At 68.1% G+C, this 13284-nt stretch carries 8 protein-coding genes and 1 tRNA gene; 8 read left to right on the forward strand and 1 reads right to left on the reverse strand.

Annotated features, from left to right (window positions below):
• Nucleotides 1-180: 180 nt before the first annotated feature.
• The 7 genes from gltB (at nucleotide 181) to H7F30_RS10095 (ending at nucleotide 10084) form a co-directional block, all read left to right on the forward strand.
• The gene (gene gltB / locus H7F30_RS10065; RefSeq protein ID WP_187034904.1) at nucleotides 181-4725 is read left to right on the forward strand and encodes a glutamate synthase large subunit; all 4545 of its coding nucleotides are present in this window, start codon (nucleotides 181-183) and stop codon (nucleotides 4723-4725) included.
• Nucleotides 4718-6175: a glutamate synthase subunit beta gene (locus tag H7F30_RS10070; RefSeq protein WP_187034906.1), complete on the forward strand. Its 1458-nt coding sequence runs from the start codon at nucleotides 4718-4720 to the stop codon at nucleotides 6173-6175. The genes gltB and H7F30_RS10070 overlap by 8 nt, the downstream gene beginning before the upstream one ends.
• Nucleotides 6176-6319: 144 nt before the next feature.
• A complete protein-coding gene (gene pyk / locus H7F30_RS10075) occupies nucleotides 6320-7777 on the forward strand; it encodes a pyruvate kinase (protein ID WP_187034908.1) in 1458 nt (485 codons plus the stop codon).
• 135 nt (nucleotides 7778-7912) lie between these two features.
• A tRNA-Leu gene (locus H7F30_RS10080) sits at nucleotides 7913-7993 on the forward strand.
• 85 nt (nucleotides 7994-8078) lie between these two features.
• On the forward strand, nucleotides 8079-8438 hold the full coding sequence (locus H7F30_RS10085) for a hypothetical protein (RefSeq protein ID WP_187034910.1): 360 nt from the start codon (nucleotides 8079-8081) through the stop codon (nucleotides 8436-8438).
• A 182-nt stretch (nucleotides 8439-8620) separates the two neighbouring features.
• A complete protein-coding gene (locus H7F30_RS10090) occupies nucleotides 8621-9433 on the forward strand; it encodes a shikimate 5-dehydrogenase (RefSeq protein ID WP_187034912.1) in 813 nt (270 codons plus the stop codon).
• A gap of 48 nt (nucleotides 9434-9481) precedes the next feature.
• Complete coding sequence (locus tag H7F30_RS10095) at nucleotides 9482-10084, forward strand: ANTAR domain-containing response regulator (protein WP_255464737.1); 603 nt, start codon at nucleotides 9482-9484, stop codon at nucleotides 10082-10084.
• Nucleotides 10085-10097: 13 nt separating this feature from the next.
• On the opposite strand, the gene H7F30_RS10100 is transcribed toward H7F30_RS10095, so the two are convergent.
• Complete coding sequence (locus H7F30_RS10100) at nucleotides 10098-10547, reverse strand: PaaI family thioesterase (RefSeq protein ID WP_187034917.1); 450 nt, start codon at nucleotides 10545-10547, stop codon at nucleotides 10098-10100.
• A gap of 47 nt (nucleotides 10548-10594) precedes the next feature.
• On the opposite strand from H7F30_RS10100, the gene polA reads away from it, so the two are divergent.
• Nucleotides 10595-13264 (forward strand): DNA polymerase I, encoded by a 2670-nt coding sequence (gene polA, locus H7F30_RS10105; RefSeq protein WP_187034919.1) that lies wholly within the window; start codon nucleotides 10595-10597, stop codon nucleotides 13262-13264.
• Nucleotides 13265-13284 lie beyond the last annotated feature (20 nt).

The raw sequence follows: 13284 nt of genomic DNA on the forward strand, positions 1-13284 counted from the left end.
CGCCCTCATTTCATTCAGTGAGATGAGGGTGTCCGCTTTCTGAGCGAAAACGCCCGACAGGCGATAGTCTTCTCGGGCCCGCAGGCCAACGCCGTCCCGCGGTTTGTTCCGAACACTGCTCGACGCACGTGCCGTCTCACGACGATGCGTGCGTCCCGACGACGAACAGGACGGTGAGCCATGTCAGCGCATGCTTTCTCCGCCCAACCATCCGCCCAGGGGCTGTACGACCCCACCTTCGAGCACGACGCCTGCGGTGTCGCTCTCGTCGCGACGATGCGCGGCCACGGCGGCCACGACATCGTCGATGCGGCCCTTCTGGCCCTGACGAACCTCGAGCACCGCGGCGCCACCGGCGCCGACCCGCTCGTCGGTGACGGCGCCGGCATCCTCACCCAGATTCCCGACGAGTTCCTGCGCGCCGTCGTCGACTTCGACCTGCCGGCCAAGGGCGAGTACGCCGTCGGTATCGCGTTCCTGCCGCAGGATGCGGACGGTCAGTGGGCCGTCGGCGAGAAGTTCGACGCCATCGCCGAGGAGGAGGGCCTCACGGTTCTCGGCTGGCGCGACGTTCCGGTCGACCCGAGCGTCGTCGGTGAGTCGGCCCGCGAGACGATGCCCGTCTTCCGCCAGGTCTTCCTCGCGGCTGCCGACGGGAGCGTCAGCGGCCTCGAACTCGATCGCCGTGCCTTCTGCGCCCGCAAGCGTGCCGAGCACGACCTCGACGTGTACTTCGCGTCCCTGTCGGCGCGCACCGTGGTCTACAAGGGCATGCTCACCACCGCGCAGCTGGAGCAGTTCTACCCGGACCTGTCCGACGAGCGTTTCGCGACGGCCCTCGCCCTCGTGCACAGCCGCTTCTCGACGAACACATTCCCGAGCTGGCCGCTGGCGCACCCGTTCCGCTTCATCGCGCACAACGGTGAGATCAACACCGTCCGCGGTAACCGCAACTGGATGAGCGCGCGTGAGTCGCAGCTCGAGAGCGACGTCCTGCCGGGCGACATCTCGCGTCTGCTGCCGATCTGCACGCCGGACGCCTCCGACTCGGCCACGTTCGACGAGACGCTCGAACTGCTCCACCTGTCGGGCCGCAGCCTGCCGCACGCCGTGCTCATGATGATCCCCGAGGCGTGGGAGAACCACGCCGAGATGGACGCCGCTCGCCGCGCGTTCTACGAGTACCACGCAGCGTTCATGGAGCCGTGGGACGGCCCTGCGTGTGTCACGTTCACCGACGGCAGCCTCATCGGTGCCGTTCTCGACCGCAACGGCCTTCGCCCCGGCCGCTACTCGGTGACCAAGGACGGCCTCGTCGTCCTCGCCTCCGAGGCCGGCGTGCTCGACCTGCCGCCCGAGGACGTCGTCGAACGCGGCCGCTTGCAGCCGGGCCGCATGTTCCTCATCGACACCGAGGCCGGGCGCATCGTTCCCGACGACGAGATCAAGTCCCAGCTCGCCGCGGAGCGCCCGTACCAGCAGTGGCTCGACGAGGGCATCGTCAAGCTGGAGAACCTGCCGGACCGCGAGCACGTCATGTACTCGCAGAGCTCGGTCGAGCGCCGCCAGCAGACGTTCGGCTACACGCACGAGGAACTCAAGATCCTCCTGTCGCCCATGGCTCAGACGGGCGCCGAGGCGCTCGGCTCGATGGGCACCGACACGCCCGTGGCCGTGCTCAGCTCCCGGCCGCGGCTCCTGTTCGACTACTTCACGCAGCTCTTCGCGCAGGTCACCAACCCGCCGCTCGATGCCATCCGTGAGGAGCTCGTCACGAGCCTCGGCACGACGATGGGTCCGGAGGCGAACCTTCTCGGCGACGGTCCGGAGCATGCGCGTCAGGTCGAGCTGGGCTTCCCGGTCATCGACAACGACGAGCTCGCGAAGATCGTCCACATCAACGCCGACGGCGACCAGGAGGGCTTCGCGGCCTACGTCATCCGCGGCACCTACCGGGTCGACGGGGGAGCGAGCGCCCTCAAGGCACGCCTCCAGGGCATCTTCGCGGAGGTGAGCCAGGCGATTGCCGACGGCCACCGCTTCGTCGTGCTCTCGGACCGTGACAGCAACGCCGAGTTCGCACCGATTCCGTCGCTGCTGCTCACCGCAGCCGTCCACCACCACCTCATCCGCGAGAAGACGCGCATGCAGGTCGGCCTCATCGTCGAGGCCGGCGACGTGCGCGAGGTCCACCACGTGGCCCTCCTCGTCGGCTACGGCGCGGCCCTCGTCAACCCCTACCTCGCGATGGAGTCCGTCGAGCAGCTCGCCCGTGACAGCGCGCTCGGTGACATCACGCCCGAGCAGGCCGTGAAGAACCTCATCAAGGCGCTCGGTAAGGGTCTGCTCAAGGTGATGTCGAAGATGGGCATCTCCACGGTGGCCTCCTACCGCGGTGCTCAGGTCTTCGAGGCGCTGGGCCTCAGCCAGGAACTCGTCGACGCGTACTTCACGGCCACGACCTCCCGCCTCGGCGGTGTCGGTCTCGACGTCGTCGCGGCCGAGGTCGCGGCGCGTCACGCGAAGGCGTACCCGAGCGACCACCAGGGACCGAGCCACCGCACGCTCGAGGTCGGCGGCGAGTACAAGTGGCGTCGCGAGGGCGCACCGCACCTGTTCAACCCGACGACGGTGTTCCGCCTCCAGCACTCGACGCGCTCGCGCCGCTACGACATCTTCAAGCAGTACACGCAGGCCGTCGACGACCAGTCGGCGGAGCTCATGACGCTCCGTGGCCTGTTCAAGTTCGCCTCCGACCGCCCGTCGATCTCGATCGACGAGGTCGAGCCGGTGAGCGAGATCGTCAAGCGCTTCTCGACGGGTGCCATGTCGTACGGCTCCATCTCGCGTGAGGCCCACGAGACGCTCGCCGTGGCGATGAACCGCCTCGGCGGCAAGTCGAACACCGGTGAGGGCGGTGAGGACGTCGAGCGCCTGCTCGACCCGACGCGCCGCAGCGCCATCAAGCAGGTGGCCTCCGGCCGCTTCGGCGTGACGTCGCTCTACCTCACCGAGGCCGACGACATCCAGATCAAGATGGCCCAGGGCGCCAAGCCCGGTGAGGGTGGTCAGCTGCCCGGCCCGAAGGTCTACCCGTGGGTGGCGCGCACGCGTCACGCGACGCCGGGCGTCGGCCTCATCTCGCCGCCGCCGCACCACGACATCTACTCGATCGAGGACCTGGCCCAGCTGATCCACGACCTCAAGAACGCCAACCCGAGCGCGCGCATCCACGTGAAGCTCGTCTCCGAGGTCGGCGTCGGCACGGTCGCCGCGGGTGTCTCCAAGGCCCACGCGGACGTCGTGCTCATCTCCGGTCACGACGGCGGGACGGGCGCCTCGCCGCTCACGTCGCTCAAGCACGCGGGTGGCCCGTGGGAGCTCGGCCTCGCCGAGGCCCAGCAGACGCTGCTGCTCAACGGCCTGCGCGACCGCATCGTCGTCCAGACGGACGGCCAGCTCAAGACCGGCCGTGACGTCGTCATCGCGGCCCTGCTCGGTGCCGAGGAGTTCGGTTTCGCCACGGCTCCGCTCGTCGTCTCCGGCTGCATCATGATGCGCGTGTGTCATCTCGACACCTGCCCCGTCGGCATCGCGACGCAGAACCCGGAGCTGCGCGAGCGCTACTCCGGCAAACCCGAGTTCGTCGAGACGTTCTTCGAATACATCGCCGAAGAGGTGCGCGAATTGCTCGCCGAGCTCGGTTTCCGTTCGATCGCCGAGGCCGTGGGACACGTCGAGGCCCTCGACACCGACGAGGCCGTCGAGCACTGGAAGGCCAGCGGCATGGATCTGTCGCCGATCTTCGCCAAGGCGGAGATGCCCTTCGGTGGCGACCTGTACAACTCCCAGGGCCAGGACCACCACCTCGACGTTGCACTCGACAACGAGCTCATCGAAAAGGCCAAGGCCGCGATCGAGAACAAGGAAGCAGTCGCGTTCGAGACGAAGGTGTCCAACGTCAACCGCACCGTCGGTACGATGCTCGGCCACACGCTGACGAAGCGCTACCGCGACGAGCAACTGCCCGACAACCTCGTCGACATCACCCTGCGCGGTGCTGCGGGGCAGAGCTTCGGCGCCTTCGTGCCGAAGGGGCTCACGCTGCGCCTCGTCGGTGAGGGCAACGACTACGTCGGCAAGGGCCTGTCGGGTGGACGCATCATCGTGCGCCCCGACACCGGGACGGCCCTCGTCGCGGAGGAGAACGCCATCGCCGGCAACGTCATCGCCTACGGTGCGACGAGCGGCGAACTGTTCCTGCGCGGGAAGGTCGGCGAACGCTTCTGCGTGCGTAACTCCGGTGCCACCGCCGTTGTCGAAGGCGTCGGTGACCACGGGTGCGAGTACATGACGGGCGGTCGCGTCCTCATCCTCGGCCCGACGGGACGCAACTTCGCGGCCGGCATGTCCGGCGGCGAGGCCTACGTCCTCGACCTGCGCGAGGAACTCGTCAACGCCGAACTCGTCGACATCACCGGCCTGCGGGAGAGCGACGAGGAGATCGTCAAGGAACTGCTCACCCAGCACGCCGAGGAGACCGGTTCGGCCGTCGCCACGTCACTGCTCGAGGACTGGCCCGCCAGCCTCGTGCGCTTCTCGCTCGTCACGCCGCGTGAGTACCAGCGCGTGCTGAGCATCCGAAAGGACGCCGAAGGCATGGGCGTCGACCCCGACAGTGCCCAGGTGTGGAACCAGATCATGGAGGTGTCGTCTCGTGGCTGACCCCCGCGGATTCCTCAAGACCCGTGAGCGCGAGCTCCCGGCCCGTCGCCCCGTTCCCGTTCGTATCCGTGACTGGAAGGAGGTGTACGAGGAGCAGCAGCTCGGCACCCTGCAGCGTCAGGCCGGCCGATGCATGGACTGCGGCATCCCGTTCTGTCACTCGGGCTGCCCCCTCGGAAACCTCATTCCGGAGTGGAACGACCTCGCGTGGAAGGGGGAGTGGGAGGAGGCCATCGAGCGCCTTCACGCCACGAACAACTTCCCCGAGTTCACCGGGCGCCTGTGCCCGGCGCCGTGCGAGACGGCGTGCGTGCTCGGCATCAGCCAGCCCGCGGTGACGATCAAGCAGATCGAGAAGACCACCGTGGACGAGGCGTTCGAGCGCGGCCACGTCGCGCCGCAGGTGCCCACGCGCCTGACGGGCAAGACGGTCGCCGTCGTCGGCTCCGGCCCTGCCGGTCTCGCAGCGGCCCAGCAGCTCACGCGCGCCGGTCACACCGTGGCCGTCTACGAGCGTGACGACGCGCCCGGTGGCCTCATGCGCTACGGAATTCCCGAGTTCAAGATGGAGAAGGCCGTCCTCGACCGCCGCATCGACCAGATGAAGGCCGAGGGCACCCGGTTCCGCTGCAACAGCGAGATCGGCGTGACGATGACGGCGGAGTCGCTGCGTGCGCGCTACGACGCGGTCGTCCTCGCCATGGGCGCCACCGTGCGTCGCGACCTGCCGGTCGAGGGTCGCGAGTTCAAGGGCACCTACCAGGCCATGGAGTACCTGCCCCAGGCCAACCGTGTCTCGCTCGGCGGCGAGGTGGAGGACCAGATCCTCGCCACCGGTAAGGACGTCGTCGTCATCGGTGGCGGTGACACCGGCGCCGACTGCATCGGCACCGCACTGCGTCAGGGCGCGAAGTCAGTGACGAGCCTCGAGATCATGGCGCGTCCGGGTGAGGACCGCCCGACGCACCAGCCCTGGCCGACCTACCCGATGATCTTCCGTGTCGCCTCGGCGCACGAGGAGGGCGGCGAGCGTGTCTACTCGGCGTCGACGAAGGAGATCATGGGCGACGCCGACGGCAACGTCACGGGCCTCAAAATCGTCGAGGTGACGTTCGAGAATGGAAAGTTCAACGAGGTCGAGGGCAGCGAGCGGGTCATCCCTGCGCAGCTGGTACTCCTCGCCATGGGCTTCCTCGGCCCGCAGGGCGACGGTCTGCTCGAGCAGCTCGGCGTCGAGAAGGACGAGCGCAGCAACGTCAGCCGTGACGCGAACTTCATGTCGAGCGTGCCCGGCGTGTTCGTTGCAGGTGACTGCGGCCGAGGTCAGTCGCTTATCGTGTGGGCCATCGCCGAGGGCCGTTCGGCGGCCCACGGCGTGGACACCTGGCTCATGGGCGACTCGACGCTCCCGGCGCCGATCGCGCCCACGGATCGTCCGCTGACGGTCTGATCGCAGCCTCGAAGGCCCTCGTTCGCAGCACGCGGACGGGGGCCTTCGGCGTCCCCGAGCGGGTACTCACCAGTAGGGCAAATCCGGGGTCTCAGCGCGCGATACCGCGTGATGTGTGCCTTCGACGGGGGCTAGGGTTGAGGCATGCGTCGCGCAAAGATCGTAGGAACTCTAGGTCCCGCATCCGAAACCCCCGAACGTATCCGTGAACTCGTCGAGGCCGGCCTCGACGTGGCCCGCTTCAACCTTTCGCACGGCTCGTACGACGAGCACCAGACGCGACTCGACAACGTCCGCGCTGCCGCCGAGGCAACCGGTCGCGCTGTCGGCGTCCTGGCCGACCTGCAGGGCCCGAAGATCCGCACGGCTCGTTTCTCGGGTGGCCCGGTCGAACTCGCCAAGGGCGACCGCTTCACCATCACGATCGAGGACGTCGACGGCAACGCCGAGCGCGTCGGTACGACGTACAAGGGCCTGCCGGGTGACGTGAAGGTCGGCGACGACCTGCTCATCGACGACGGCAAGGTCGCACTGCGTGCCGTCGAGGTGACCGACACCGACGTCATCACCGAGGTCGTCGTGCCAGGCACTGTGTCGAACAACAAGGGCATCAACCTGCCCGGCGTGGCCGTCAGCGTGCCGGCCCTGTCCGAGAAGGACGAGGCCGACCTGCGCTGGGCGCTCAAGGCCGGTGCGGACCTCATCGCCCTGTCGTTCGTTCGTGACGCCGCCGACATCGTGCGCTGCCACGAGATCATGGACGAGGAGGGCATTCGTCGTCCCGTCATCGCCAAGGTCGAGAAGCCGCAGGCCGTCGACAACCTCGAGGAGATCGTCGAGGCGTTCGACGGCATCATGGTGGCCCGCGGTGACCTCGGTGTGGAGCTCCCGCTCGAAGACGTCCCGCTCGTGCAGAAGCGGGCCGTCGAGCTCGCCCGTCGTGCGGCGAAACCCGTCATCGTCGCCACGCAGGTGCTCGAGTCGATGATCGAGAACCCGCGCCCGACGCGCGCCGAGGCCTCCGACTGCGCCAACGCGGTGCTCGACGGCGCCGACGCCGTCATGCTCTCCGGGGAGACCTCGGTCGGCGCGTGGCCGGTCGAGACGGTCCGCACGATGGCGCGCATCATCGCCTCCACCGAGGATCACGGTCTCGACCGCGTTCCGGTGCTCGGCACGAAGCCGAACACCAAGGGCGGCGTCGTGACGAAGGCAGCCGTCGTCGTGGCCACCGAGCTCGACTGCAAGTACCTCATCAACTTCACGACCACCGGTGACTCCGCGCAGCGCATGTCGCGTCTGCGCCCGAGCACGCCGATCGTCGCGTTCACGCCCGACCCGGTCGTGCGCGCCCAGTTGGCGCTCGTGTGGGGCATCGAGACGATCTGCCGCCCGAAGGTGCGTCACACCGACGAGATGGCGCAGCAGGTCGACGAGATCTTCCTCGGCGACGGTCGCGTGTCCGAGGGCGACCTCGTCGTCATCGTGGCCGGCTCTCCGCCCGGAATCCCCGGCTCGACGAATGCGCTCCGCGTCCACAAGATGGGTGACGCGAAGAACCGGGTGGCTCCTGCGTACAACGCGGTGGGCACCGAGGCCTGATCGGGCGACCGGTCTCGAAACACCCCTGACAAGCCCGCGTTTCCGTGCGCTGTCGGGGGTTTTTCACGTCTGTGGCCATGGGCTGTCCCGATGACGGCGACGGGCCCGGCGTCGGCTAGCATGTCCGGGTCACGCGCCGACGTGGTGGAACGGCAGACACGGAGCACTCAAAATGCTTTGCCTTCGGGCGTGGGGGTTCGAATCCCCCCGTCGGCACACCGGGGTCCGTCCGGAATGGCGGACCCGCAAGGCCCTCGTCCAGCACCGGACGAGGGCCTTCGTCCTCTCACTGGAGGCATGAATGACCGAGATCGACTCGCACCTGCGTTTCGAGGACGCACCGCGCGAGCTGGAGGCGATCTCGTTCGCCCTCGACTCCTCCGGGTGGATGGACTGCACGTTCGCGGCGAGCGACGGGGTCCCACTCACGGTTCGGGCAAGCTACGTCTCGGACGTTCTGGCCGACTTTCTCGATGCTGCCTGGACCCTGGCGACGGAGTCGTCGCGCGCTGCGAGCTTCGTTCTTCACCGCGAACCTGACGCGACGATCGTCGGATGCCTCGCTACCGAGAACCACATCCTGCTGTTGATCACCTCGAGCGACGACCGTCGTGCGTATCGCTTCACGTCGACGTCCGAGCTTGGCGCGGTTGATCTATGACGGCGTCGCAGCCGTCGATCGGGGCGCGTACCTTGACACCTGGTCGACGCATCCGTTCCCCGAAGAGCGGCTCAGCAACCTCGGTGAGCTCTTGGGCGCTCAGCAGGGTGTGTCGCCCAGTGGGCCGCGTACCCGTAGAGCGCCGGGGTGAAGCCCTCGCGGCGCCTCAGTAGGGTTGAGCCATGCTCTCGAAGGACACTCAGCTGTGCATCTCGATGTCGGGCAACCCGAGCAACATCGGCACGCGCTTCCACAACCGCCTCTACGACGAACTCGGGCTCGACTACGTCTACAAGGCGTTCTCGCCCACTGACCTCGCGCAGGCCGTGGCGGGCATCAGGGGCCTTCCGATCCGTGGCGCCGCGGTGAGCATGCCGTTCAAGGAGCAGGTCATCCCGATGCTCGACCGCCTCGACGAGTCGGCGAAGGCCATCGATTCGGTCAACACGATCGTCAACGACGACGGAGTCCTCACCGGGTACAACACCGACTACTCGGCCGTCGCCTCACTCCTGGCGAGCCACGGCGTGCCGACCGACCTGACGATCGCCGTGCGGGGGAGCGGCGGCATGGGCAAGGCCGTCGTCGCAGCCTGTCGGGACACGGGATTCACCCACGGAACCGTCGTCGCGCGCAACGCGGACACGGGCCGTGCCCTCGCCGAACAGTACGGCTGGGAGCACTCGCGCGAGGTGCCGGAGGGAACTCGCGTCCTCGTCAACGTCACGCCGCTCGGCATGGCCGGGGGCGAAGGGGAGGGCCAACTCAGCTTCACCGAAGAGGAGATCGACGCCGCGGACTGGATCGTCGACGTCGTCGCCAAGCCGAGTGAGACCCCACTCATCGCGGCGGCCCGTGAGCGCGGCAAGAGCGTCATCACCGGGGCAGAGGTCATCGCACTCCAAGCCGCCGAGCAGTTCGTCCTCTACACGGGCGTGCGTCCCACCGACGAGCAGATTCGCGCGGCGTCGGAGTTCTCCCGCTCCAAAGCATGATTGGCTGCGTGATCGAGTCGTGTTCGACGCGGGCTTAGGATGCTCCGGGTGACGACGAACAGCCCTGAACCGACGAACACCCTTCCCCGCGTCGTGGTGGCCGAGGACGAGGCCCTCATCCGCCTCGACCTCGTCGAGATGCTAGAGGCGGGCGGCTACGACGTCGTCGCGGCGGTTTCCGACGGCGAGGCAGCACTCGCCGCCGTTCGCGAGCATCGCCCCGACCTGGCCGTGTTCGACGTCAAGATGCCGGCCAAGGACGGCATCAGCGCCGCAGAGGAGATCGGCCGCGAGCACCTCGCGCCCGTCGTGTTGCTCACGGCGTTCAGCGACAAGCACCTCGTCGACCGTGCCGGCGACGCGGGCGTCATGGGCTACGTGGTCAAGCCGTTCACCTGGAACGACCTCGGCCCGGCGCTCACCGTCGCGCTGCGTCGCTGGAGTGACACCCGGTCGCTCAGCGACGAACTCGAGGAGATGAAGACGCGCTTCGAGGCGCGCAAGTCGCTCGATCGTGCCAAGGGGCTGCTCACGACGAAGCTCGGCCTCGACGAGCAGGCCGCCTTCCGGTGGATCCAGAAGACGGCCATGGATCGGCGCCTGTCGATGCAGCAGGTCTGCGACGGTGTCATCGCCGAGTTCGGCGACTGACCCTGCACTCAGTTCACTGGTCGCGCAGCATGCACGTGATGCGTGCCGTGCAGGTGCGTCGCCCCTGGTCGTCGGTGATGACGACGTCGTAGGCCGCGAGAGTGCGACCGAGCGACAAGGCGGTCGCCGTCGCCGTCACGATGCCCGAACGCGCCGAGCGGTGGTGCGTGGCGTTGATGTCGAGGCCGACCGCGTAGCGGCCCGGGCCCGCGGCGAGTGCCGCACCGATCGAACCCACGCTTTCGGCGATGACGACGTTCGCGCCGCCGTGGAGGAGACCGTAGGGCTGGGTGTTTCCCTCCACCGGCATCGTCGCGACGACGCGCTCGGCGCTGGCCTCGACGATCTCGATGCCCATGCGCTCGTCGAGCGTTCCCCTGCTCATCTCGCGCAGCATCGCGAGTTCCTCGTCGGTGGCGGGGCGGTTCTCCGCGGCGGAGGAGGGGCGGGAAGCGTCGGTCATGTCGGTCGCCTTTCTGGTTGTCAGTGTCGGGACATAGGCTGCCATGTGTGAAGCGCTTGTTGTTGCTGGACGGTCATTCCCTCGCCTACCGGGCGTTCTTCGCGCTGCCCGCGGAGAACTTCTCCACCTCCACGGGGCAGCACACGAACGCCGTGTACGGCTTCACCTCGATGCTCATCAACGTCCTGCGCGACACCGAACCCACCCACCTCGGTGTGGCCTTCGACGTGTCGCGTCAGACGTTCCGCACCGAGGAGTACGCCGAGTACAAGGCGGGGCGCGCCACGACGCCGAACGAGTTCAAGGGGCAGGTCAGCCTCGTCAAGGAGGTGCTCGACGCCATGGGCGTCGCGCACATCGAACTCGACGGCTACGAGGCCGACGACATCCTCGCCACCCTGACCACGCAGGCCGTCGATCAGGGCTTCGACGAGGTGCTCCTGTGCTCCGGTGACCGAGACGCCCTGCAGCTTGTGGGGGACAAGGTCACCGTCCTGTACCCGGTCAAGGGCGTCTCCGAGCTCACGCGCATGACGCCGGCCGCCGTCGAGGAGAAGTACGGCGTTCCGCCCGAGCGCTACAGCGACCTCGCGGCCCTCGTCGGTGAGAAGTCCGACAACCTGCCCGGCGTGCCCGGCGTCGGCCCGAAGACGGCCGCCAAGTGGCTCACGACCTACGGCGACCTCACCGGTCTCGTCGCCTCCGTCGACCAGATCAAGGGCAAGGCCGGCGAGTCCGTGCGTGCCCATCTCGACGGTGTGCTGCGCAACCGCCGCCTCAACCAGCTGCTCACCGACGTCCCGCTCGACCTCGGACCGGACGACCTCGTGCGAGCGGACTGGAACCGTGACGAGGTGCACCGCGTCTTCGACGGTCTCGAGTTCAAGGTGCTGCGCGACCGCCTCTTCGCCACGCTCGGTACGAGCGAGCCGGAGGCCGAGGGCAACGTCGACGTCGACGGCGAGGTCGTTGCCGAGGGCGGCGCCGAGAAAGCCCTGGCCCCACTCACCGGACGCACCGGCGTCCACGTCCTCGGCACCTGGGCTCGCGGCACCGGTGACGCTGCCGGCATCGGTCTCGCAGGTGACGACGGTCGCGCGCTCTACATCGACCTCACCGCGCTCACACCGGACGACGAGAAGGCCCTCGCCACCTGGCTCGCCGACGAGTCCAAGCCGAAGGCGATGCACGACGCCAAGGGCCCGATGCACGCCCTCGACGCGCGCGGCCTCACGCTGCGCGGCCTGACGAGCGACACCGCGATCGCCGCCTACATCGTGCGACCCGACCAGCGCTCGTACGGCTTCGACGACCTCCTGTTGCGCTACTGCCACATCGAGCTCCCGCAGGCGGGTGACGCTGCCACCGGTCAGGGCATGCTCGACCTGGGTGGCAGCGCGGCGGCGGAATCCGATGACGTCATGGCTCGCGCGGCGGCGGTGGCGCAGCTCGCCACCGCGCTGGACGAGGCCGTCGCCGAGGTCGGGGGCACCGAGCTCATGGCCGAGCTCGAGATGCCCGTCGTCGACGTCCTCGCCGGCATGGAGAAGGCCGGGATCGCCGTGGATCTCGACGAGCTGCAGAGCCTCGAGAGCGACTACGACGCTCTCGTCGTCCAGGCTCAGCACGACGCGTGGGACGCGATCGGCGGCGAGCAGGTCAACCTCGGTTCGCCCAAGCAGCTGCAGACAGTGCTCTTCGAGACGCTCGGTATGCCGAAGACGAAGAAGACGAAGACCGGCTACACGACGGACGCCGAGGCTCTCGCCGACCTCTACGAGAAGGAGCCGCACCCCTTTCTCGAGGCGCTCCTGCGCCACCGCGACTCCTCGAAGCTGCGTTCCACCGTTTCCGGTCTCATCAAGTCGGTCGCGGACGACGGGCGCATCCACACCACCTATCAGCAGACGATCGCGGCCACCGGCCGGCTCAGTTCCACCGACCCGAACCTGCAGAACATCCCGATCCGAACCGAATCCGGCCGTCGTATCCGCCGCGTGTTCGTCGTGGGTGAGGGCTATGAGTGCCTCATGTCGGCCGACTACTCGCAGATCGAGATGCGCGTCATGGCGCACCTTTCGGGTGACGAGGGCCTCATCCAGGCGTTCAACGAGGGTGAGGACCTGCACCGCTTCGTCGGTTCCCGAGTCTTCGGGGTGGAGCCGGAGGGTGTCACGCCCGAGATGCGCGCCAAGGTGAAGGCCATGTCCTACGGGCTCGCCTACGGCCTGTCCGCCTTCGGTCTGAGCAAGCAGCTGCGCATCTCCACCGCCGAGGCCCAGCGCCTCATGGACGGCTACTTCGAACGCTTCGGTGGGGTGCGTGACTACCTGCGCCACGTCGTCGACGAAGCGCGCGCCGTTGGATACACCGAGACGATGATGGGACGCCGGCGCTACCTGCCGGATCTCGCGAGCGACAACCGTCAGCGCCGCGACATGGCCGAGCGCATGGCGCTCAACGCGCCCATCCAGGGCAGCGCGGCCGACATCATGAAGAAGGCGATGCTCGGCGTCGACGAGGCATTGCGCGACGGCGAGTACGCCTCGCGCGTCCTGCTCCAGGTGCACGACGAACTCATCCTCGAGATCGCCGAGGGTGAACGCGAGGCCGTCGAGAACCTCGTGCGTGAACAGATGGGATCGGCCGCCGATCTCGACGTTCCGCTCGACGTCAACGTCGGCACCGGCGCGAGCTGGCAGGACGCCGAGCACTGATATCGGGTCGCCCGGCTGAG

This window comes from Dermacoccus sp. PAMC28757, assembly GCF_014302635.1.
Classification (GTDB): domain Bacteria; phylum Actinomycetota; class Actinomycetes; order Actinomycetales; family Dermatophilaceae; genus Dermacoccus; species Dermacoccus abyssi.

What these genes read in the sequence shown, in the direction of transcription:
- H7F30_RS10100 (WP_187034917.1), bottom strand. Translation starts at nt 10,547, where the DNA reads ATGACCGACGCTTCCCGCCCCTCCTCCGCCGCGGAGAACCGCCCCGCC.
- H7F30_RS10090 (WP_187034912.1), top strand. Translation starts at nt 8,621, where the DNA reads ATGCTCTCGAAGGACACTCAGCTGTGCATCTCGATGTCGGGCAACCCG.
- gltB (WP_187034904.1), top strand. Translation starts at nt 181, where the DNA reads ATGTCAGCGCATGCTTTCTCCGCCCAACCATCCGCCCAGGGGCTGTAC.
- H7F30_RS10085 (WP_187034910.1), top strand. Translation starts at nt 8,079, where the DNA reads ATGACCGAGATCGACTCGCACCTGCGTTTCGAGGACGCACCGCGCGAG.
- pyk (WP_187034908.1), top strand. Translation starts at nt 6,320, where the DNA reads ATGCGTCGCGCAAAGATCGTAGGAACTCTAGGTCCCGCATCCGAAACC.